Genomic DNA, 21,774 nt, shown 5'->3' with positions numbered 1-21,774 from the left:
TGGTGTCATAAATAAAGATAAAACTAAGCAACAAGTCGGCTCATCTATCCTGGGGATCATTTGTTAAGGGTATATCAAGCACTAAGAATGCAGCAAAACACCGAAAGATCATCGGGATCAGGAAGTTAAATTAGGGTTGGCGGCAGGAGGATTCTAAACTGCCGGCGCTCGCCAGCAGAAGACAAGTCGTACCCGTGGGGCATTCCCACCAGATAAAGGAGGCTTTTAGCAGTGCGAACAAGCGACGAAATCAAAGCAGAAATAGAAGGAAAATTCGGTTTTTTCCCCCCGTTTTTTGAACCTGCACTCGATACACCGCAGATTCTGGAAAACCTTTGGCAACAGACTCTATCGGCTTATGTCAATAATCCGTTGCCATCTTTATTCAAGGAAAAGCTTTTTGCTTACCTGTCGCGCTATTGCTCAGTTCCCTACTGCATCGTTTGCCATAGTTGTGCCTTGCGACCTTTAGGAATGACAGCCAAGGAATTGCTAAAACTACTGGAAACGCCACCACCTACGGGAAATCGGGAATCAGAAATCGAGAATACAGAAGAATCTACCGCACTCCTCCAATCTGAGCAAAGCCTTTACGACTATGCGATTTTAATTTTCCTGAAGCCTGAGAGTGCAGCAGCTTATCGAAACCAGTTGCGTCAGTTGTTAGGATCAACTAATTACGCTCACTTGGTGGCGTTTCTGGGTTACATCAAAATGTGCCACCAGTGGGTAGAAAGTTATCCAGAGCTGTCATATAAAGCCGACCTACGAGCTGAGTCTCATCTAACCGCCTTGTTGGAAGAGGAACCTGACTTGGCGGATTTCTTTGCTGACTACAACGAAAAAATTCAGCAGGAAAAACACAGGCGAGAAAATTTACTAGCAGCTCAAATTTTAGAGTTGCAACAGGTGCAGCAGGCGCTTTTTGAGAGCGAACAGCGCTTTCGCGCGACCTTTGAGCAAGCGGCTGTTGGCATTGCCCATGTGGGGATAGATGGTCGCTGGCTACGAGTTAACCAAAAGCTTTGCGAAATTGTGGGTTATACCCGCGAGGAACTGCTAGAGCTAACTTTTCAGGATATTACTCACCCGGATGACTTGGAAGCAGACTTGGCGTTAGTTGATCGATTGCTGGCTGGCGAAATTGAGACTTACTCGATGGAGAAGCGTTATATCTGTAAAGATGGCTCAACCGTCTGGATTAATTTAACTGTGTCGTTGGGAAGGGGACTGGGGACTGGGAGCTGGGGACAAGGGACTGGGGACAAGGGACTGGGTAAGAGTCCTCCCCATCAGCAATTCCCAATTCCCAATCCCCAATCCCCAATCCCCTTCCCAACACCAGAATATTTCATTTGTGTGATTGAAGACATTAGCGATCGCATCCAAGCTGAGCAGGAGCTGCGAGAATCGAAAGGGCAACTCCAGGCAATTTATGATGGGATGGTGGATGGACTGCTAATTACCGATCGAGAGACAAAAAAGTTTCTTCGTGCCAATGCAGCAATCTGTAATATGTTGGGATATTCAGAAAGCGAATTATTATCAATGTCTGTAAAGGATATTCATCCACCAGATCAGTTAGATGTTATATGGGAAAAGCTTCGGGAAAAAGAGAAAGAAACAATTAGACATAGCAAAAATATTCCGTGCTTACGAAAAGACGGAAGTATCTTTTTTGCAGACATTGGCTCTAAAGTCATTATCTACAATCAGATTCCCTACAATATCGCCTTTTTTAGGGATATTACTGACCGCAAAGCCGCTGAAGAACAGTTGACGCAACGAGCCGAAGAGTTAGCGATCGCTAATTCCCACTTGGAACAGTTTGCTTATATCGCTTCTCACGATTTGCAGGAACCTCTACGAATGGTTGCCAGCTACACGCAGCTTTTGGCAAGACGCTATAAAGGCAAGCTGGATGATGATGCTGATGATTTCATTAGTTATGCGGTTGAAGGTGCTAACCGGATGCAACAGCTGATTAAAGACTTGCTGGCGTTTTACCAGGTGGGGCATCGGGCCGAAACATTTGACGCGGTGAACTGCCAGAAAGTTTTGCTGTTAGCGATCGCAAATCTAACTGCTGCGATCGCCGAAAGTGGGGCAGTGGTGACTCACAATCCCCTGCCAGTGGTGCTAGGTAACGCTGCTGGGCTGACGCAACTGTTGCAAAATCTAATTAGCAATGCTATCAAGTTCTCCCAGCAAAGCCCTCGCATTCATATCGAAGCTCGTTTGGGTGACAAGGAATGGGTGTTTTCTGTTAGGGATAACGGCATCGGCATCGATCCGCAGTACGCCGCGCGCATCTTTGTTATCTTTGGGCGCTTGCACACAAAATCTGACTATCCGGGAAATGGCATAGGACTGGCAATTTGCCAGAAAATTGTCAACAGGCATCAAGGTAAAATTTGGGTAGAGTCTGAGTTAGGCAAAGGTTCTACTTTCTATTTCACTCTTCCTATAATAAATTAGGGACAAAAAATTCAAAAAAGCCAGAGGAACACCTCAAATAAATTCCGTTGGTAATGCTTCCCACATTATTGACACGCCCAAATATTTAAAATACATAGAATCACCATGCGAAATGTTACATTACCATCTTGAATATTGTGTAATGAATCTAAAATTCATGACTGATCATTGTAATGCTGCTTAAAGAATATCTGACCATACCCAGGCTAAAACCCCTAGCACAACAAGCGAAGTAAAGCCCATGCAGATCAAAGAACCCATCACCGTTTTGCTGGTGGAGGATAACGTTGGCGATGCCCGTTTGGTTCGGGAAATGTTGCGGGAAATGAATGCTACGCAGATAAAGCTGCTCCATGTAGTTAATCTGGAAGAGTGCCAGGTTTGCCTCGCCAAGCAGCCTAACCCTTCTGACCAAGAGAAGACAACGCCTTGTGTAGGGGTAATTTTGTTGGATTTGTCGTTACCCGATGGCAACGGGTTAGAAACGGTGATGCGAGTCCGCAGTGCGGCACCAGACATCCCGATTGTAGTCATGTCAGGACTAACTGATGAAGCGATCGCCCTCAAAGCTTTGCAAGAAGGAGCGCAAGATTATCTCGTAAAAGGTTATACAGACGGTCATGGGTTGATCCGTGCCGTAAGCTATGCCATTGAAAGACAGCGGATGCAACTACGACTCCAACAAACTCAGCAAGCGTTGCAACACCAGCTGGAACGGGAAGCCTTAATAAACCGCATTACCACCGCCCTGAATTCCAATCTCGATCCTCAATTTGTCGTGCAGGAAATTGTCCGGCAAACTCTCGAACCGATGGGCGGCGATTTCTGCATGGTAGCCCGCGACTTGCCTGAATCAAAACAATTTTTAATTGAAGCCGAATATTGGTCTGATTTGTCAGAGGGCGACCAAAGGCGAAATTTCCTAGCTTGGCAGGGAAAAACGCTGCTCTTTGAAGGCTGGGAAACGGTGAGGGACGAGTTACTACAAAATCGTCCGATGACAATTCAAAATGAAAAAATAAAAATAAAAAATGCGGAAATTTTGAATGGTGAATCTTTAGTTTTGAATATTCCCGCTGTCTTGATGGCTCCGATTTTTGTTAGGAACCAATACTACGGCAATCTAATTGTCGGGTATATTCAGGGGGAAAATTTATTTAGTAACTCACAAATCCAACTGCTACAACAACTAGCACAGCAGACAGCGATCGCTCTTTACAATGCGCGAGAACTAGAACAGTTAGAAAACCTCGTGCAAGAGCGCACCCAGCAGTTAGGACGGGAAAAAGCACTGCTAGAGGCAATCCTCAATTCAATTCAAGAGGGGATTGTTGTCAGTCAACCTGATGGTCAGGCAGTGATGTTTAATCCGGCAGCGACGCAGATATATGGACTTGAGGGACAAGTTAAAAAACCTAACTCTAAGACGGGATTAGCACCTCACTTCACTGACTATTTAGCTAAATTACAAATTCGCAATCCCGATGGTTCCTGTCCAACTGTTGAGGAACTACCTATCAGTAGAGCAATTCGAGGAGAAATTTTTACCAATCACGAGCTAATTGTAGATTGTCCGAATGGGGAACAGAAGTGGGTGAGTCTTTCTGGATCGACTATCTTTGATGAAGCTGGAGAAGTTTTGCTGGCGGTGAATACAACGCGAGACATCACCAAAGGCAAACAGGCGGAGAAAGCACTGCGAGAATCAGAAACCAAATTTCGCACACTTTATGAATCAACCAGCGCCGCAGTCATGCTGCTGGATGAAACAGGATTTTTCGATTGCAACAGCGCGACGCTAGAGTTATTAGGTTGCGCTGACTTAGAGGAGTTTTGCGGCAAACATCCCAGCGAGTTTTCTCCACCGACTCAACCTGATGGTAACGACTCTTTTAGCCTTGCTTGCGATCGCATAGCCACTGCTTTAAAAGAAGGCAGCTGTCGTTTTGATTGGATTCATCGGCGTAAAGATGGCACAGATTTCCCTACAGAAGTGATGCTGAGTGCAATCGAGTTGGGGAACCAGCAAGTGCTACAAGCGGTAGTTTATGACATAAGCGATCGCATCCAGACAGAAATCGAATTGCGTCAAGCGTATGATGCCGCTGAAGCTGGAAGTCGCGCAAAAAGTGAATTTTTGGCAACGATCAGCCACGAACTGCGGACACCCCTCAACTCCATCTTGGGACTGTCCAACCTCCTGCTACAAGAAATATTTGGCACTCTCAATCAAAAACAAAAACAATACACTGCCTGCATTCATAGCAGCGGCGAACATCTCTTGGCGCTGATTAACGATATTCTTGACCTTTCTAAAGTCGAAGCGGGCAAAGAACAACTCACTTTAACCGCTGTGAACGTCGAGAATTTGTGCGAATACGCAGTTACAATTATGCGAGAGCAGGCCTTAGAAAGGGGGCTGCAACTCACCTGCGAAATTGATCCAAATGTTAATATCTGCCTAGCCGATGAGCGGCGTTTGAAGCAGATGTTGCTGAATTTGCTGTCTAATGCGATTAAGTTCACACCAGCAGGATCAGTAAAATTAATTGTACAAAAGCAGCCTGAAGGCATGGCATTTACCGTAGCAGATACGGGCATCGGTATTGCCCCAGAAAAGCTGCCGTTATTGTTTCAGCCATTTCGTCAATTGGACAGTGGACTAAACCGACAGTTTACAGGCACGGGTTTGGGGTTGTCTCTGACTCGCAGTTTAGCCCGACTTCATGGCGGAGATGTGAGAGTTTCTTCAACGCTAGGAAAAGGCAGTACATTTACTATTGATATACCGGATTTGGGCAGTGATTCTTCATCTGTCATAAATTATCAATCATCAATCATCAGTCATGAATCATCAAGTAATGGACAAAAGCTTAAAAGTAACGAGCAAGGAAAAATTTTAATTGTAGAAGATGATAAAAACAGCGGGATGCTGTTGAATGACTATCTAAAATCGATTGGTTATACAGTAGAAATTTTAATAGATGGTGCAAATTTTATCAGCAGGGTGCGAACATTCAAGCCTCATCTGATTTTGTTAGATTTCAATTTAACAGGTGGTATTAGTGGGTTGGATCTGCTGACACAATTGCGGCAGGAACCGGATATAGCAGAACTACCTGTGGTGATAGTGACAGCTATGGCGATGGCAGATGATAAAGAGCGTTGTCTAAATGCTGGTGCTGACGATTATCTCAGCAAGCCAGTTGGTGTCCAACAACTAGAATTAGTTTTAATGCGTTATTTCTAAAGAAGGCAAAAGGAAAAAAAAGTTATATGTTTTTTCCTTTTACTTTCTAATTTCCTGAACGATGTGCCAAGCTTTTAAGAAATTGCCCTGCATAAGCGCTGCAACGCCGTTTAAGGCTTTAATTTCGAGTAGGTTAGGGTTGAGTGCAACAGCTGGCTTCAGCACGTTTTGAGCCTTTTTGGGATGCCATTCGTACAGATGAACAAAGGCAAGATAAGCATAAGCATAGGGATTTTCAGAGTCTAGTCGCACCACTCGTTCAAGGGATGCGATCGCATCTTTAGCTTGTCGCTTCAAAACCCTTGACAAAGCCAGCGCATATGCCAAATCTCGGTTTGGTTCCCGTTGCAGTCGATACTCCAAAGCCAACTGCGCTTGCACCAGATAGTCTTGAATCGGGTCATACTGATTAATTCGCCCAGTTTCCGCAAAAATCTGCTCTAGGGCGGCTGTCCCTTGGGGTAAAGTAGCGGCTAAAGTCCGCAACTGAGTCCCTAAATCCAACTCAGGCGCAGGTGTAGCACCAGCAGCAGCGTCAATCTTGAGAGTCACTGGCGGCACTTGTATGGGGTAAGTTTCACCAGTTTTTCGGTTCAGGTATGTCGCCTCCAGGGTGTAAATCCCAGCAGATGTATCAGCTTTTGGCAGCATTGCAGTCTGTTCAATGACTCGAAAACCTTTAGCTAATAATTTATCCGGCAGAATTTCTGGATATAAATTTCCCATCCCAATAGCGCGATCGTGTAACCATTGAGATTTTGGATTTTCCGTATTCTCTTCGCTACGCCAAGTTAGCAACACGATGCCAGATTGCAACTGTTCCCAGGAACCAGTCCACTCGTAGGTTACAGGGACAGGCACCCCAGGCAGGGCAATTTCTGGTACTTTTACATGTACTAACTTGACCTTATTTTGTGGTTCCGATAGCGGTTGTACCTGTACGGGTGGCGATTTTTGATGATAAAGTTTCAGACTACTGTTTTCGGATAAATTCCAAGTTTTATGCAGCTGAAAATCTGAACCTTGCTCGACAGTTTGGACAATGGTAGCCTGAGCATCGGGAACAGATCCTTGCTTGCCAGTTTTAGTTAGGAACCAGGAAAGCGATCGCGCATCTTGAACTACTTGCTTCTTTCTCGTCCCCACCTGTCGCCCATACACCTGAAAATGTTGCAACGCCCCATAATAATTAAAATTGTGCTGATTAATATTGGCAGTCGATGGCAACACTCCCAACGTCGAACGTAAATAAGGCTCGGTTTGAATGATTTCTTTAATTACCTGGGGGTGAGGTAATTCTTTTTCTAAATAAACTGGGTGCTGAGCATAGGGACTGAGGGCTTGCGCGAAATTTTTCCATACCGTACCTTCCGCGGGGAACCAGTTAATAAACATCAACAGCACCGCCAGACTAATCGTTCCCCAACGGATGTAATTCCAGCGACCAACCCAGCGCGTCAAACCATAAGCCAGAAATAGCGCAACTACTGGCAAATAAGGCAACACATAGCGAGAATCTTTATTAATATTTAGCGAACAAAGCAAATAAGATCCCACCCAAAAAACAGCCAACCAGCCGATTTTGGATTTATTCTCGTTACCAAGCTGAGCCTTCTGATTGCTAAATGCTGCGCGACCCCAATAAATCAACAATCCTACGATCGGGACGAGCAACAAAGGCCAGGAAACATGATAAGGCAGAATTTTCCAATAATAAGTCCAAGCTTCTAGCGTATTCAGCGCGGGATCTCCTTCTGCGATCGCTGAATCCACCGTCGCCCGCTTCCCCGATGTCAGCATCAGCAACCAATTAGCGCGATACCAAGGGCCAAACACCAACACCGACAGCAACAACGAGAAAACCAGCTGAGCTAATCGTCCCCATGCTCGGTGCCGAATTACACCAACACCCACCCACAACACCGGAGCCAACAGAAAAAACAGCGCCGTCTGCTTCACCATCAACGCCAGCCCCAAAGAAAGCCCAAACGCCGCCGCCCAAAACCACTCTCTTCTCTGCGTCCTCTGCGCCTCTGCGGTTCGACTACTCTCAATACTTCTCGGAAGGGGCTGACCGAATGATTCAATCCCGTCCCCTAAAAAGTGAGGGGAAATTGGACTCCCCTCCCTTTTTAAAGGAGAGGTTAAGCGCAAAATATTGCGACTACTCCTCCACGCCGTCAGACAATAAAAACTCAACGTGACAACAGCCGTCAATGGAAAATCCAGCAGAAAATCCAGACGATACCGATAAAGACCCGGTAACAACTGGCACAATCCAGCCGCCCATAAACCAACTTCAACGCTAAACAGCTGCACACCCAAACCATATACAGAAGCCAGCAGAATCGCACTAAATAGCAGATTCACTAATGTGGCGCTATCTGGCCCCGTCCCAAAGAGATTTTGAACTATAGCCGTAGCAATATAGGTTAAAGGCGGCACTTTTGAGGAAAGTTGCCAAAAACTCTCCCACCATTCCCCAGAAAACCACTGGGGATGTTGTAAAGCTTTCCAATAATTTAAAGAGCCTGTCAAGTAATCTGCCTGATCCCAGGATGGCACCGAACGGTCAAGGGCAAACCAAATGCGATCGCATACCGCCCCAACCAGCCAAATTATCCCCAAAACCAGTAGTGGATTAAACCGAGTGCGTTTATCTTTATCAGCCACAAAATCCAGCTGCAACCTAATTTAGGTACTCAATTTTTTCTGTTTCTGTCGAATCCATTTTCCATTGACCGTTTCTTTTCTTCAGTATATTTATTGATGTTAACGTATTATTCCTAAACTCAGGGCCTTTCAGCTTCGTAGTTGTCTGAATCATCCTTACCCTTGCTTCATTAGCAGATATACGAATAAACTCCAGACTATTCAGTTGATATTTTAAGTCATAGGTTTTGTAAACTTCCATTAATAATTCTTTAGTGAGGTCATAACCAGGAGATTGTTTATCAACCGTATCCATATAAGCTACTATATTTTTCTCATTTAAAGCCTTGAATTGTTTATTGACCAACTCTCTTATTGCCTGTCTATCTGACTGATTTTGTTTTGTTTCTGCCAATAACTGCTTTTTAACAAAAGCCTTTTCTGGTAGCTTTTTTATTTTCTGAATATTTAGCTCCTCATACAAAGGAACTTTAGTTTGCTGCTTCTGTAACTCTGTGTTATTTAACCCTACTTGAGGATATCCCGCCAGTAACATTAGCACTGGAACAGCTACAACATTTATATCCATGAGGATATCCCGCCAGTAACATTAGCACTGGAACAGCTACAACATTTATATCCATAGGTTCTTTTTCCTGTATTAAAAAATTCTTCTGGATCAATCTAGATCAAAAAATTCCCCATGTAAATAGCTACTTGCATGGGGAATAAACTTTTTAATCTACACCTTCAATTGGCGCAAAACCTTGGCGTTGGATATTTTCAGTGATTACACGAGGTTCGAGGAATTGCAGCAAGTAGTCGGGGCCGCCAGCCTTGGAACCAACACCGGAAAGCTTGAAGCCGCCGAAGGGTTGCCTTGAGACAATCGCGCCAGTGATGCCACGATTAATGTAAAGGTTGCCGACTTCAAACTCAGCTTGCGCTTGTTCAATGTGGGAAGGTGTGCGGGAATACAAGCCACCAGTCAGGGCAAAATTGGTGTTATTGGCAACTGCGATCGCTTCCTCAAAATTCTTCACCCGCATGACTGCCACAACTGGCCCAAAAATTTCTTCTTGGACAATTGTCGCCTCTGGCGGTACTTCCGTGAAAATCGTAGGGCCGACAAAATAGCCGTTATCAGGGGAAGGCATTTCTAAAGCAAGTTTGGCTTCGGCGCGACCTTTCTCGATATAGTCACGAATACGGGCTTGAGCTGTTGCATCAATCACAGGGCCTACTTGCGTACTGGGCAAGTGGGCTTCCCCAACGTTGAGACTTCGCGTTGCTTCCACCAAACGCGCCACAAAAGCCTCATAAACTGGTTCCAGCACAATTACCCGCGAACAAGCTGAACACTTCTGTCCGCTGTAACCAAAAGCTGAATACACCACACCCGCAACAGCTTGGTCTAAATCGGCACTTTCGTCTACGATGATGCCATTCTTACCGCCCATCTCGGCAATTACCCGCTTCAGGTGTTTCTGCCCTGGTTGTAAAATCGCAGCATCGGCGTAGATCCGACAACCAACTTCTTGAGATCCGGTAAAGGCAATCAGGTGAACGTCGGGATGCTTCACCATGTAAGCACCAGCTTGGGAACCTCTCCCCGGTACGTATTGAAACACACCTTTCGGTATCCCCGCCTCAACCAAGATTTCAGTTATTTTGGCAGCAATTACAGAAGATGTTTCCGCAGGCTTGAGTAAAGTACAATTTCCCGTAACAAGCGCCGCCACCGCCATCCCAGTCGCGATCGCTATCGGGAAATTCCAAGGCGAAATCACCACCGTCACGCCTCGCGGCTGATAAATATAACGGTTGGTTTCCCCAGCAATATCGTAGTTATACCCTTCATCCAGCCGTTCCATTTCGTCGGCGTAGTAGCGACAAAAGTCAATCGCCTCCGAAACTTCCCCATCAGCTTCTCTTACCGCCTTGCCAACTTCCAACACCACCCAAGCTGATAATTCGGCGCGACGGAGTTCCATCAAATCTGCTGCTTTCCGCAACACACCAGCCCGCTGTCTGACTGGTGTCTTCCGCCAACCGGGGAATGCTGCTTTTGCCGCTTGAATCGCTTGTTCTGCCTGTTCGATGCTAATCAGTCCGACTTTGCCAATAATTTCGCTAGGATTTGACGGGTTGACAGAATCAACTCTTTCTGCTGTGTTTACATATTCGCCATTAATCAACGGCAAATAAGTTTTACCCAGTTGGGGGCGCACAGTAGCATAAGCTTGTTGCGATCGCGCTCTCGCCTCAATTTCAGCATAATCTGTATCAGCCGCATTCGGGAACGCTCCGTTTGTCCCCCCTACCCCGTTGACCGCGGAGTTAGAGGGGGTAGGCGGCGCTAACAATTCCTCTACTGGGCGTTCTTCCAGATTTTGCCGTAAAAATGAACTATTAGCCGTATTTTCCAGCAAACGGCGAATTAAATAAGCCATTCCCGGCAGCAAGTCGCCATAAGGACAATAAACTCGTACTCGATAGCCTTTATCAACTAAAGATTTTGCCAGTTTATCGCCCATACCGTAGAGGACTTGCATTTCAAAGCGACGGCGGGGAACTTTGAGAGTTTCGGCGATCGCGATCGCCCGTGCTTGCGATCGCACGTTATGACTGCCAATTGCCGAATAAAGATACTCGTGATTTTCCAGCAACAATTGGGTAATCTTCTCAAAATTGGCATCAGTTGCCGCTTTGTCGCTATAAACTGGCACAGGCCAATCCTTCTGCATCGATTTGATTGTCTCCTGATCCCAGTACGCGCCCTTCACCAAGCGCACCGTCAGGGGATAACCGCGTTCTTTTAGCCAGGGAATCAAATCTTTTACATCTTGTTCGCTGTCCCGCAGATACGCCTGAATTGTTATCCCGACATCGGTACGACTGCGAAACTCATCTTCCAGCAACAGTTTTTTCAGGATAGACACAGTAATGTCTTTGTAAGCATACTGTTCCATATCGAAGTGAACAGCAGCACCCAACTGTGCGGCGCGACGTAGTAGGAGGCGGATGCGATCGCTTACTCGCTCCTCACTTCCTTTAGCATCTAACGGGTCAAACTGCGAGTAAAACGCCGTTAACTTAACAGATACTTGTACCTTTGGTAAATCTTCCCCATCTGCCTTGTCAATTGCCTCCACAGTTGACCACGACTTAGCCGCATCCGTCAACTGCTCCATCAATTCCAAATAACGGTCAAGATAAGACTGCGCCTCAGCTTCCGTAATCACAGCCTCACCCAAAAGGTCAATGGTGAAAGCCATTTTTTGCTTCCGCAAACTCTCAACCGTCTTAATTACCTGCTTAATATTTTCTCCAGCAATGTACTTATGCGCCAAAGTTTCAACCGCTGTATTCACAGTTGTCGCCGCAACAGTACCAGGCATAGAATCTGGAGAAGCAAAGTTGAGCATCCCCTTGAGAGCAGTTGGTAGTTCAACCGACTCATCCCCCAGATATTCCTGCAAGTGACGCGCAACTTCCGGTTTGCTACGTAGTGCTGGCAAAGTATCAATAAAGCGAAACAACTGCACCCGCAAACCAGGGCTAGCCATCGCCCAAGCAAGTAATTTATCATCCCAGCGCATTTGGTCGCGCATTTGGGCAAAAAAGGATTTATTTTCTCTAGTTGCTGCCAACAGCTGTTTGGCAATTTCTTGGGTTTTTAATTCGTAACTACTATCAGAAGATATTTGTACAACCACAGCTGCCAGACTCCTAATTCAAGATATAGCTTCACCTTGGGAAGCCTCTATCTTTTATTTTCTCGGTTTATTGCGTCATTGGCAGCAAATTTAGTTAGTTCTCAGTTGTCGATTGTCAATGACTCATAACTAATGACGCTTAACTGATGAAATATAGTGTTTCAAGGGTTGGGTGGAATATATTGCGGTTATAAAGTTGCCGCCACCTTGGTTGGGACAATGCCATGCCCCAACAGATGTATCCCACCCAAGCCTTGAATTGCTACAACGGACTACTCTAGCGGGTTTACCATACGACCCACGAATAGAATGCTCTCAGAGCGATTATCCCGAATCAAAAACACAAACGGATGATCTGCCCGAAACTGCCCAGATCCGCCCCTTGCCATTAAAACACCTGTAGTCGCAGCTGCCTCAGTCCCCAACTCATCCACATCCACAAAAGTTTTGTGAATTATTTTCGAGATCGAGAGTCCTTTCTTGGGGCTAATACCAGAGAAATCGGCTGTTTTACTGAAAGCGATCGCCATTCCCATGCTTGAGAGTACATCGCTTAGCTCAATCCCTGAATCTACCTTGAACTTGGGTAGCCAAATCTTAACATTACCCCCATCTCGAACCGACGATAACCACTTCTGGAGGTTGTCTGGCGTTAGCTGCTGCTCTAGTTGTTCCACCCCATTAACTTTTTTCGGCAAGAGAACTACCATAGATATGTCCGAATCAGCATAGGGCAGCTCCAAGAGTTGCAGCTCCTCTAAATCTGCAAAGGGAACCGCCGCTTCTTGGTACATCATCGGCACCTTGACTTGCTGAGTTGCCGTGACACTGAATGCTTCCTGTTTGGTATCTTTTGGGTTAAACTGACTTGCCCAAGCGCCCTTAAAGTAGATGGCGTTTGTCAGTACCAGCTTCGTATTCGAGGTGAGAATGCCCTGTTCAATCAGGTTTTCAATCTTGTTTTGGGTCTTTTTTGCCACCCAGCTATTGATAGTGCCACGAGCCTGTTCAGTAGCACCAGCGAAGTCTACCTGCTCTAACCCCGCCCCATAGTTATTCTGGCTAGTTTTGAGGAAGGCATCGCTAAAGCCGTATCCCTTCTGACCCCAAAGCCGATTGGCAATGCTTAGTTGATACCCCTGGGGGTTACTAGAGATCAGTTTAGTTATGAGCGTGGCAAAACTCGAATGTAGGTTTTCTGGCTTATTAGTGAAGTGGAGAACCGTAGCCATCTCTGTTGCCGTTGGCCCCCTAGCTCCGGCGTAGGTCATAGCCAGTGCTGTTGAGATGCTGTAGGGAGAGAAAAATAAATTCCCTTGTTGATTACGCAGCTTGTTATATAAGTCGAAGGCGAAGGCGTTGTTACCCTCTACCACAGTATTTACCTCAGCAGACAGCTCTCTTGTAGCTTGTCCACTTTCCGATGGGTTTTGGCTGATTATTATGGGAGTCCGAGTCTGAGGGCGAAGCTTTAAGGGCAGGGTAGCGGTAGCATCTGCATTGGCAGAGGAGGTTTTATTACTCAGAGGGATACCAGGCTCACAAGCCAAAGCGGAACCAGCCAAAGTGGTCGTCAAACCTACTAAAGCGGCGGTGAAACCCGCGATGATCTGTTTCATGCTGCTTTCATGCAAAATGCCATATCAGTGCTTTGGAGAATGTAGCAGATGCTTATAGTTAACCTAGCCTAACCTATCTTTCATCCCACTAAACATCTGGCACAAAAGTTTAAAACCCGTGCTGCAAGCTGTTTATACACCTTTGTTGGTTTTGATTGATTTAAAATATGTAACTCAAAACTTAAAACGGATATTTCCTTTCTAAGGCGAGTAGGCTTGAGCAACAAGGAGCGGTTTTTGATGCCAGGGTAGGCTGGAGATGAGCCTTTGCTTGCGAACCGGAGGTAGATGCTATTCCCAAGATATGGCTCAAGTCTTAGAATTTAACAACCCACAATAGAAATAGTGGGAGATGATTTCAAAGCGAGCGATCGCACTTCCAAATCATCGCAAACCTTACTGAGAGCAGTCAGTCATCGAATTGATGATAGCTGACTCAAGTGGCGTATCCCTATAGCAATTAAACCCTGATTTTACTTCCTTGGAAGCCGCCGATATTCTCAATGTATCACGCCTATTTCCGATCGAGTTGCATACGGACAGAACTTTATTCTACCTTTATTTTAGCCCTGCTTTCTGTGAAAATTGCTTAATTTATCTCTTGGCTGAGTTTGATGCTTTCCCTAAACCACAAAAATAGATTCAATTTAAACTAAAAAATAAGGTTGCCAAAAACGGGTTTTTCTACTTCATTTTTATGCTTGCTGTAAAAGTCAAGCAGGCTTATTAACCGCCTGAATATTCTACACCTTGAACCAATCTCCAGCTTTTTTAGCTGCTCTAGCAAAAAAAAGGCTTGCCGCCAGCAAGCCTTTTTTACTTCTTCCTTCGCCCTATAGAGCGCATCCGCTAATGTGTCTTTGCGGTGTTCCTAAAGTTGCTTCACCTCAGCAACCAGCTTCGCAACCACATCCCGCGCACTACCAAAAAGCATCATGGTTTTGTCTTTGTAGAAAAGCTCATTATCCACACCAGCAAAACCCGCACTCATCCCCCGCTTAATCACAATCGTGTGCTTCGCCTTATCTACTTCCAAAATTGGCATTCCGTAGATAGGACTCCCAGAATCGTGACGAGCAGATGGATTTACCACATCATTTGCCCCAATAACTAAGGCAACATCAGTCTGCTCAAACTGGGGATTAATATCATCCATGTCGTACAGCTGCGGATAAGGCACATTTGCCTCTGCCAATAGTACGTTCATGTGTCCAGGCATCCGCCCAGCAACTGGGTGAATCGCATACTTCACCTCAACGCCCAGCTTTTCCAAGCCGTCAGCTAATTCGCGGACAGCGTGCTGCGCTTGCGCCACCGCCATACCGTAGCCGGGAACAATCACGACAGAACGAGCATAGCCCAACATCATCGCCCCTTCTTCTGGATCGACAGTGCGGACAGATTTATCGCCCCCTGCTGCTGCACCAGTGCCGCCAGACGAGCCAGCTTTGCCAAAGGCACCGAATAGTACGCTGGCTAAAGAGCGGTTCATCGCCTTACACATAATCTCGGTAAGGATTAATCCAGATGCGCCCACCAAGGCACCAGCGATGATCAGCATATTGTTCATCACCACAAAACCTGCGGCGGCTGCTGCTACTCCGGATAGGGAGTTCAACAGGGAGATTACTACTGGCATATCGCCGCCGCCGATAGGAATAACGAACAGCACGCCCAATAGTAAGGAGATACCAACCATGCCCACGAATACGGGCAGGTTTTGCGGATCGATTAGCAGATAGGCGGTGGCAACAAAAAAGCCTGCCAAAAGGAGAGCATTAATTGGTTGCTGCAAGGGAAATGTAATTGGGCTACCGCTGATGAGTCCTTGCAATTTGGCAAAGGCAACCATACTGCCAGTGAAGGTGACACCACCGATAAACACACTACTGATGATCGAGATGTTGGCATCGATGGGTATGGCTTGATGTCCCACTAACCGCCCAAATTCTGCCACGGCAACGAGGGCAGATGCAGCACCTCCTAATCCGTTGAGTAAACCGACCATTTGGGGCATATCGGTCATTTCTACTTTATAGGCTGCGATCGCTCCCAACACGGAACCAATCAGCAAACCCACCAAAATCATCTGGTAGTTCAACACTTGCCGATCCAGCAGCGTTGCCACCACCGCCAGCAGCATCCCTATAGCTGCCCATAAGTTGCCTTGACGAGCTGTTGCTGGCGAACCCAGTTTTTTCAACCCCAAAATGAATAAAGATGCTGCGACTAAATAAGTCAGTTGTATTCCAGTTGGCAGAAAATCGGTCATATCAGTTGTTAGTTGTTAGTTGAATGATTGCTAATGGCTAATTTGTTTTTCCATTAGCCATTAGCTAGCCGCTTTTTTCTTGAACATTTGCAACATCCGATCTGTCACCAAGAAACCACCTACAACGTTAATGGTTGCCAGCACCACGGCTATCAAGCCCAAAATGACGCTGAGATTTGTATCGCGCTCTCCAGAGACGAGCAGTGCCCCAATCACGGCAATTCCAGAAATCGCATTTGCCCCAGACATGAGGGGAGTATGGAGCGTTGGCGGTACTTTGTTGATAATTTCAAATCCAGTAAAAGATGCCAACACAAACACGAACAAAGCGGCAATCAATGCTTCTGTCATCAGTTCCCAAATCCTTTCATTAAACTTACATCTTGCACCAGTCTCAATAAGAGGCTCTAGCCTCTATATTCTGGTTTCCAGCCTGGGACTGGGAACCAGAAATTCCTTGTTCCCAGTCCCCATTACTATGCGTTGACTGTTATTTGAGCGATCGCATCTTTTACCCGTTGATTGCGAATCTCTCCAGCATGGGCGACACAAGTGCTGTTGGTGATGTCATCTTCAAAATTCAACTGCAATGTACCGTCTTTAATCAGGTATTGCACCAAAGTCAAAACGTTTTTGGAATACATTTGACTGGCGTTAACTGGCAGAGATGAAGGTAAATTAATCGGCCCAATAATCGTCACGCCGTTGCGCTGGACATCTTTCCCTGCTTGGGTACAAGCACAGTTTCCGCCTTGGTCGGCTGCCAAATCTACAATTACCGAACCAGGCTTCATTCGAGCTACCATTTCCTCAGTCACAAGTATGGGTGCTTTTCTACCCGGTACTTGGGCGGTGGTGATTACCACATCCGACTGGGCGACGTGTTCGGCTACGACTTCCTGAGTCCGCTGCTTGGATGCTTCAGAAACTTCTTTAGCATAGCCTCCAGCCGCCACAGTCTCTTCTTCCAGTTTGACTTCGACGAATTTGGCTCCCAAGCTTTGTACTTCTTCCTTCACCGCTGGGCGAATATCAAAAGCTTCTACTACAGCGCCAAGTCGTCTAGCGGTAGCGATCGCTTGCAGTCCCGCCACACCTGCGCCCATCACAAACACCTTCGCTGGTGCGATTGTACCTGCTGCTGTCGTCAACATTGGGAAAAACTTCGGCAAAGCCGCCGCCGCAATCAATACCGCCTTATAACCTGCCACCCCCGCCTGAGACGACAAAGCATCCATGCTTTGCGCCCTACTGGTGCGGGGAATCATCTCCATACTGAAAGCTGTTACTTTCTGCTCGGCTAAACGTTGCACCAATGTTGGGTTCCCTAGAGGATTGAGAAACCCAACCAAGGCGCTTCCTTCCTTCATCTGGTGAACTTCATGCAATGCCGGCGGATTAACTTTTAGTAGGACATCCGCCTCACCCCACAAAGCCGCTGTATCGCCGACAATCTTTGCTCCGGCTGCTTCATAGGCTTCATTAGAGAAAAATGCCTGCTCGCCAGCACCCGCCTCTACCCATACTTCTAAACCCTGTTTGACCAACTTGCCTACAGTGTCAGGCACCAGAGCAACGCGATGTTCACCAACTTCAACTTCTTTAGCAACCGATATTCTCATGAATTCTCCCAATCAATTTTTCCCGCCCTTTGGAATCCTATGTTAATTCTTAAATCCCAATCCGTATCTTTAATTTTGTCTTATGAATTTGGATTGAGCGCGATCGCACATTCTTTGTAATATCCACACACTTCTAGACAATTTTAAAAAACTTTCATCTTAATGATGGAAAAGCTTGCCCTAAAAATTTTCGGTGGCTATTAGCTTCTGTGCCGTCAGTTAAGATTAATTGAAACCTCTGGTTGCTGTTGATTTTGTCAAATTTATTCAAAAAATTAAATAAAAAACTATACAATGGTATACATTAGTCAATAAAAAGATGGCTGTTAAGCGAGATCGGTGATGCAGCAGCTCTCTTCGCCATAGATGCTCATGCGCTTGGCCACCAAACAAAAATCTCCCACGTCCCCGCGTCCCCAACGGGAGGCACTTTTTATAAGCTTTCCGCGTCACAAGCACCGATTCATCAGGTATTGTGAAATACCTGATACAGTCAAAAACAGTAAAGTTTAGTAACGCCCAGCCCACTATCTCACTATCTACAGTTGAGGGAATCAGCCTATGTTGTCCATAAAATCCTCTACACGACGCCTCCTGACTGCTCTGGCGGCGACTGGTTGCTTGCTTGCGGGGTTTTCCACCCTGACTCAGGCGCAGAATCTGCCTGGATTAACCATCTTTAGTGGTGTAGAGCGGCAAAATCAATTGTCCTACTTTTTGGATTTCGGCGGTCAATCGGATAATTGGGATCGCTATCGGCTGAAGATTCCCGGTAAGAAAATGGAATTAGGCGCTGCCCAGTTTATCGTTTCTTATCCGGACTACTACAAAGGGAAGTTTGACACTAAAAGCATGGAGGTGCGTGTCAAAGGTAAAAAGTTTCCCATTCGAGAGGTTAACTGGGACAAAGAAAATCACAAGGTTCTAATTTATATGGAGGAGCCAGTTCCGGCTGGGAACAATGTAGAATTGGTGTTCTCTAACGTGAAGAACCCGCCTTTTGGGGGAGTTTATTATTTCAATGCTGCCATCCTCACTCCCGGTGATGTACCGTTGCCGCGTTACCTCGGCACCTGGATTTTGAGTATTAATTAACAACGAAAAGCAACTTCTCTCACGTCCTTGGCGCAGGCAAGAGGACTGAGAGAGCAAATTATTGTAGGCATTTTGCCTTTACGGAGAGAGCCTTCCAGCCATTGGGTAAAAGGCACTCGCAGAGATTTGGTGCTAAGCTAGAGAATTGTGACTTTTTTTTACAGCATCAATTGCTATAGGAGTAATCACCGATGACTCAGCGGACTCTCGGCGGCACTAACCGCAAACAAAAAAGAACATCCGGTTTTCGGGCGCGGATGCGTACCACAAACGGTCAGAACGTTATCAAAGCCCGGAGAAAAAAAGGACGTTATCGCCTTAGCGTTTAGGAAGATGGAGGATGAAGGATGAATTAATTTCGCCTTCAACCTTCTCCAAGCCACCGAGGTAAGGAAGTTTCCAGTGGCATTATCGAAAGCAAATCGACTCCGGCATCGGCGAGATTTTACAGCCGTGTATCAGAGTGGAGTGCGGCGCAATACCACTCACTTAACTTTACGAGCACTAAGGTCGCCGCTTGGGGGCGCAACTGGTGTGGGAACTGGTAAGGTGCCGACACGGATAGGAATATCTATCAGCTTAAAAGTCAGCAAACGAGCAGTAATCCGGAACCGCATCAAGCGACGAATTCGAGCAGCTTTTCGCTGTCTGTTGCCCCGACTATCACCAGGCTGGAGGTTAGTAGTGGTGGTGCGACCGACAGCAGTTGAGTGCGATTATGGTCAAATTTTGCGAGAATTAGAGCAGTTGTTGGCACAAGCAGAGGTACTAGATGGCGATTAAAGAGGAAACCTTTTATGAAGGTGGGCCGCATATTGGCGATTTGATTATAAATATTCTGTTGGGATTCACAGTAATCTGTTTGCCGCTGACAGTAGGTGCGATTGTGCGATCGCTGTGGTTGCGCTACCGGATTACCGATCGCCGGATATCGGTGACAGGTGGTTGGATGGGGCGCGATCGCACCGACATCATCTACTCAGAAATCGTCAAGGCCGTTAAAGTTCCCAGAGGACTCGGACTCTGGGGTGACATGGTGCTAACCCTCAGAGATGGTAGCCGTCTAGAACTCAGATCCCTGCCTAGATTCCGGGAAATTTATGATTACATCACCGAGAATGTAGATGCCAGAACCGGGAAACCGGGTGGTTCCTCCAAGTCGTTAGGGTAGCATTCTTCCTTGCTGAAGAATTTTAGATGGAACAATGAAATTTATGACATTTAAAATCTAAATTCAGCGCCAGGGAAGCTTTTGTGATGCTATACAACCCCCAAAACGAGAAACATTAGATAAATTTAGATTAGATTCACTTCAAGTTACTAGCGCCCTCTTTGACTCAGAACGAATGGACTTTGGTATCGGGTTTCTCTCCAATAATGTCATGCTGCCAATCCTGGATTTCTTCTACGGGATTGTGCCAAGCTATGGTCTCGCCATCGTGGCGCTGACACTTGTGATTCGCTTTGCACTCTATCCACTGAGTGCAGGCTCTATTCGCAATATGCGGCGGATGAAAGTTACTCAACCGCTGATGAAAAAGCGGCAAGAAGAGATTCAGAAACTCTACAAAGACGATCCGGCAAAACAGCAGGAAGAAATGAGCAAGCTGTTCAAAGAGTTTGGCAACCCTTTGGCAGGATGTTTCCCTGTGTTGGTGCAAATGCCAGTTCTGTTTGCCTTGTTCGCCACTTTGCGGGGTTCGCCGTTTTCTGATGTAAACTACTCCGTCAACCTGGAAATATTTCCTCAAGAACAAATTGAACGCATCCAACCGCAAGCTTTTGTAACCAAACCGCAAAACATTTACTTTACCGATGGCGTTCATGCTCCGATTGCAGCTTTGCTGCCTGGGGGCAATCGCCTTGCGATTGGGGAAAAAACCAAAGTAGAATTTCAAAGTGTTGAGGGAAAACCCCTGTCCCAACTACTCACCGACTATCCCGAAACCAAGCTGGTGCCTCATTGGAAGGTGACAAAAGGCGAGGATCGGGTGCGGTTGAATGAAGATGGCACCCTGGAAGCTTTACAGCCTGGGGAAGCAACTATTCAGGGAATAGTTCCGGGACTGGCGGCAGATAAGGGATTCCTATTTATTGATGCGCTTGGTCGTGTGGGCGCTTTTGATGACGACGGAACTATCCACTGGGATATCATCGGAATGGTGCTGTTTTTTGGCATCAGTTTGTATATCAACCAAGTTCTCTCTGGACAGAACAGCGGTTCAGGCGACGCAAACGCACAGCAAGCGACGGTAAACAAAATCACCCCAGTCCTGTTTTCGGGAATGTTTTTGTTCTTCCCCTTGCCAGCTGGAGTGCTGATGTACATGGTCATTGCCAACATTTTTCAGACCGCTCAGACATTTATTCTGTCGCGGGAACCACTGCCAGAAAATATCCAGAAAATGGTAGAGGTGCAAGAAAAAGAAACAGAAAAAGAAACAAAATCAAAGGAAAGAGAGGCACTTCCCTTTGAACCCGGTCGATCTAAGAAAAAAGCTTCGAGTTAGCCATGAGCGATCGCATAATGCAGCGGGGTCAACAGTGGCTGGAAGAACTTCTGCGGTTAGGGAAATTTCCCACAGGCGTTACAGTCGAAAAGCAAGCGATCGAGCCAGCAATTGACTCGCCAACAGAAGAATCAGGAGTAAGCTACTGGTTGACTATCGACGAAACCAAACTAACACCAGCACAAATTCAAGCCTTAATTGGCACTGAAGGTACTGCTCTTGATGCCATCCAGTATCTTGCTAATTCGATTTTGAACCTTGGCCAAGATCGGGAAAATCAAACAGCGTACACCATTGAACTCGACGGCTATCGGCAAAAGCGGCAAGCAGAACTACTGGAAATGGCTGAATATGCCGCAGGGCAGGTGCGCCAAACTGGTCAAGAATATGAAATGAAATCATTGTCTTCAGCCGAACGTCGTCAAGTTCATACCTATTTTCAAGAGAGCGAAGATTTAGAAACCTACAGTCGAGGTCAGGAGCCAGATCGAAGGTTGGTTGTGCGGCTGAGGAGTTAAAAATTAAAAATGAAAAATTAAAAGCTTAAGTTTTTAATT

At 46.2% G+C, this 21,774-nt stretch carries 15 protein-coding genes; 8 read left to right on the top strand and 7 right to left on the bottom strand.

Annotation, left to right across the window (positions count from 1 at the left end):
- Nucleotides 1-231 precede the first annotated feature (231 nt).
- Nucleotides 232-2,478 (top strand): PAS domain S-box protein, encoded by a 2,247-nt coding sequence (locus tag H6F63_RS25905; protein WP_190640179.1) that lies wholly within the window; start codon nt 232-234, stop codon nt 2,476-2,478.
- A 241-nt stretch (nt 2,479-2,719) separates the two neighbouring features.
- Nucleotides 2,720-5,728 carry a response regulator gene (locus H6F63_RS25900; RefSeq protein ID WP_190640178.1) on the top strand — a complete coding sequence of 1,003 codons (3,009 nt, stop codon included), beginning with the start codon at nt 2,720-2,722 and terminating at the stop codon, nt 5,726-5,728.
- 39 nt (nt 5,729-5,767) lie between these two features.
- Here the strand turns inward: H6F63_RS25900 and H6F63_RS25895 are convergent, their stop codons facing one another.
- From H6F63_RS25895 to H6F63_RS25865, 7 genes are all read right to left on the bottom strand, one after another.
- Nucleotides 5,768-8,401 (bottom strand): glycosyltransferase family 39 protein, encoded by a 2,634-nt coding sequence (locus H6F63_RS25895; protein WP_347276837.1) that lies wholly within the window; start codon nt 8,399-8,401, stop codon nt 5,768-5,770.
- A gap of 16 nt (nt 8,402-8,417) precedes the next feature.
- Nucleotides 8,418-8,969, bottom strand: a complete 552-nt coding sequence (locus tag H6F63_RS25890) for a nuclear transport factor 2 family protein (protein WP_190640177.1) — start codon at nt 8,967-8,969, stop codon at nt 8,418-8,420.
- Between the two features lie 148 nt (nt 8,970-9,117).
- The gene (pruA, locus tag H6F63_RS25885) at nt 9,118-12,099 is read right to left on the bottom strand and encodes an L-glutamate gamma-semialdehyde dehydrogenase (RefSeq protein ID WP_190640176.1); all 2,982 of its coding nucleotides are present in this window, start codon (nt 12,097-12,099) and stop codon (nt 9,118-9,120) included.
- 272 nt (nt 12,100-12,371) lie between these two features.
- Nucleotides 12,372-13,718, bottom strand: a complete 1,347-nt coding sequence (locus tag H6F63_RS25880) for a serpin family protein (RefSeq protein WP_190640175.1) — start codon at nt 13,716-13,718, stop codon at nt 12,372-12,374.
- An 871-nt stretch (nt 13,719-14,589) separates the two neighbouring features.
- Nucleotides 14,590-15,990, bottom strand: coding sequence for an NAD(P)(+) transhydrogenase (Re/Si-specific) subunit beta (locus tag H6F63_RS25875; RefSeq protein WP_190640174.1), 1,401 nt, complete (start codon nt 15,988-15,990; stop codon nt 14,590-14,592).
- Nucleotides 15,991-16,050: 60 nt separating this feature from the next.
- Nucleotides 16,051-16,341 carry an NAD(P) transhydrogenase subunit alpha gene (locus H6F63_RS25870; RefSeq protein ID WP_190436737.1) on the bottom strand — a complete coding sequence of 97 codons (291 nt, stop codon included), beginning with the start codon at nt 16,339-16,341 and terminating at the stop codon, nt 16,051-16,053.
- A 125-nt stretch (nt 16,342-16,466) separates the two neighbouring features.
- Complete coding sequence (locus H6F63_RS25865; protein ID WP_190640173.1) at nt 16,467-17,612, bottom strand: Re/Si-specific NAD(P)(+) transhydrogenase subunit alpha; 1,146 nt, start codon at nt 17,610-17,612, stop codon at nt 16,467-16,469.
- Nucleotides 17,613-18,173: 561 nt separating this feature from the next.
- Between H6F63_RS25865 and H6F63_RS25860 the strand changes: the two genes are divergently transcribed.
- From H6F63_RS25860 to H6F63_RS25835, 6 genes are all read left to right on the top strand, one after another.
- The gene (locus H6F63_RS25860; protein ID WP_190436742.1) at nt 18,174-18,707 is read left to right on the top strand and encodes a DUF2808 domain-containing protein; all 534 of its coding nucleotides are present in this window, start codon (nt 18,174-18,176) and stop codon (nt 18,705-18,707) included.
- A gap of 191 nt (nt 18,708-18,898) precedes the next feature.
- Nucleotides 18,899-19,036, top strand: coding sequence for a 50S ribosomal protein L34 (gene rpmH / locus H6F63_RS25855; protein WP_190426639.1), 138 nt, complete (start codon nt 18,899-18,901; stop codon nt 19,034-19,036).
- A gap of 73 nt (nt 19,037-19,109) precedes the next feature.
- Entirely contained in the window at nt 19,110-19,490 is a 381-nt protein-coding gene (rnpA, locus tag H6F63_RS25850) for a ribonuclease P protein component (RefSeq protein ID WP_190640172.1), read from the top strand.
- Nucleotides 19,480-19,878 carry a PH domain-containing protein gene (locus tag H6F63_RS25845; protein WP_190436749.1) on the top strand — a complete coding sequence of 133 codons (399 nt, stop codon included), beginning with the start codon at nt 19,480-19,482 and terminating at the stop codon, nt 19,876-19,878. The genes rnpA and H6F63_RS25845 overlap by 11 nt, the downstream gene beginning before the upstream one ends.
- A 175-nt stretch (nt 19,879-20,053) precedes the next feature.
- On the top strand, nt 20,054-21,217 hold the full coding sequence (yidC, locus tag H6F63_RS25840; RefSeq protein WP_190436752.1) for a membrane protein insertase YidC: 1,164 nt from the start codon (nt 20,054-20,056) through the stop codon (nt 21,215-21,217).
- Nucleotides 21,218-21,219: 2 nt separating this feature from the next.
- Nucleotides 21,220-21,735 carry a R3H domain-containing nucleic acid-binding protein gene (locus tag H6F63_RS25835; protein ID WP_190426627.1) on the top strand — a complete coding sequence of 172 codons (516 nt, stop codon included), beginning with the start codon at nt 21,220-21,222 and terminating at the stop codon, nt 21,733-21,735.
- Nucleotides 21,736-21,774: the final 39 nt, after the last annotated feature.

This window comes from Trichocoleus sp. FACHB-40 (genome assembly GCF_014695915.1).
GTDB lineage: Bacteria > Cyanobacteriota > Cyanobacteriia > Cyanobacteriales > FACHB-T130 > Funiculus > Funiculus sociatus.
Note: the sequence above shows the minus strand (reverse complement) of the source record. Positions and strands in the feature narration are given on the sequence as shown.

Coding starts and splice junctions, on each gene's coding strand:
- H6F63_RS25835 (WP_190426627.1), top strand. CDS start 21,220: ATGAGCGATCGCATAATGCAGCGGGGTCAACAGTGGCTGGAAGAACTT.
- yidC (WP_190436752.1), top strand. CDS start 20,054: ATGGACTTTGGTATCGGGTTTCTCTCCAATAATGTCATGCTGCCAATC.
- H6F63_RS25860 (WP_190436742.1), top strand. CDS start 18,174: ATGTTGTCCATAAAATCCTCTACACGACGCCTCCTGACTGCTCTGGCG.
- H6F63_RS25875 (WP_190640174.1), bottom strand. CDS start 15,990: ATGACCGATTTTCTGCCAACTGGAATACAACTGACTTATTTAGTCGCA.
- H6F63_RS25865 (WP_190640173.1), bottom strand. CDS start 17,612: ATGAGAATATCGGTTGCTAAAGAAGTTGAAGTTGGTGAACATCGCGTT.
- H6F63_RS25845 (WP_190436749.1), top strand. CDS start 19,480: ATGGCGATTAAAGAGGAAACCTTTTATGAAGGTGGGCCGCATATTGGC.
- H6F63_RS25870 (WP_190436737.1), bottom strand. CDS start 16,341: ATGACAGAAGCATTGATTGCCGCTTTGTTCGTGTTTGTGTTGGCATCT.
- rpmH (WP_190426639.1), top strand. CDS start 18,899: ATGACTCAGCGGACTCTCGGCGGCACTAACCGCAAACAAAAAAGAACA.
- H6F63_RS25900 (WP_190640178.1), top strand. CDS start 2,720: ATGCAGATCAAAGAACCCATCACCGTTTTGCTGGTGGAGGATAACGTT.
- H6F63_RS25880 (WP_190640175.1), bottom strand. CDS start 13,718: ATGAAACAGATCATCGCGGGTTTCACCGCCGCTTTAGTAGGTTTGACG.
- H6F63_RS25890 (WP_190640177.1), bottom strand. CDS start 8,969: ATGGATATAAATGTTGTAGCTGTTCCAGTGCTAATGTTACTGGCGGGA.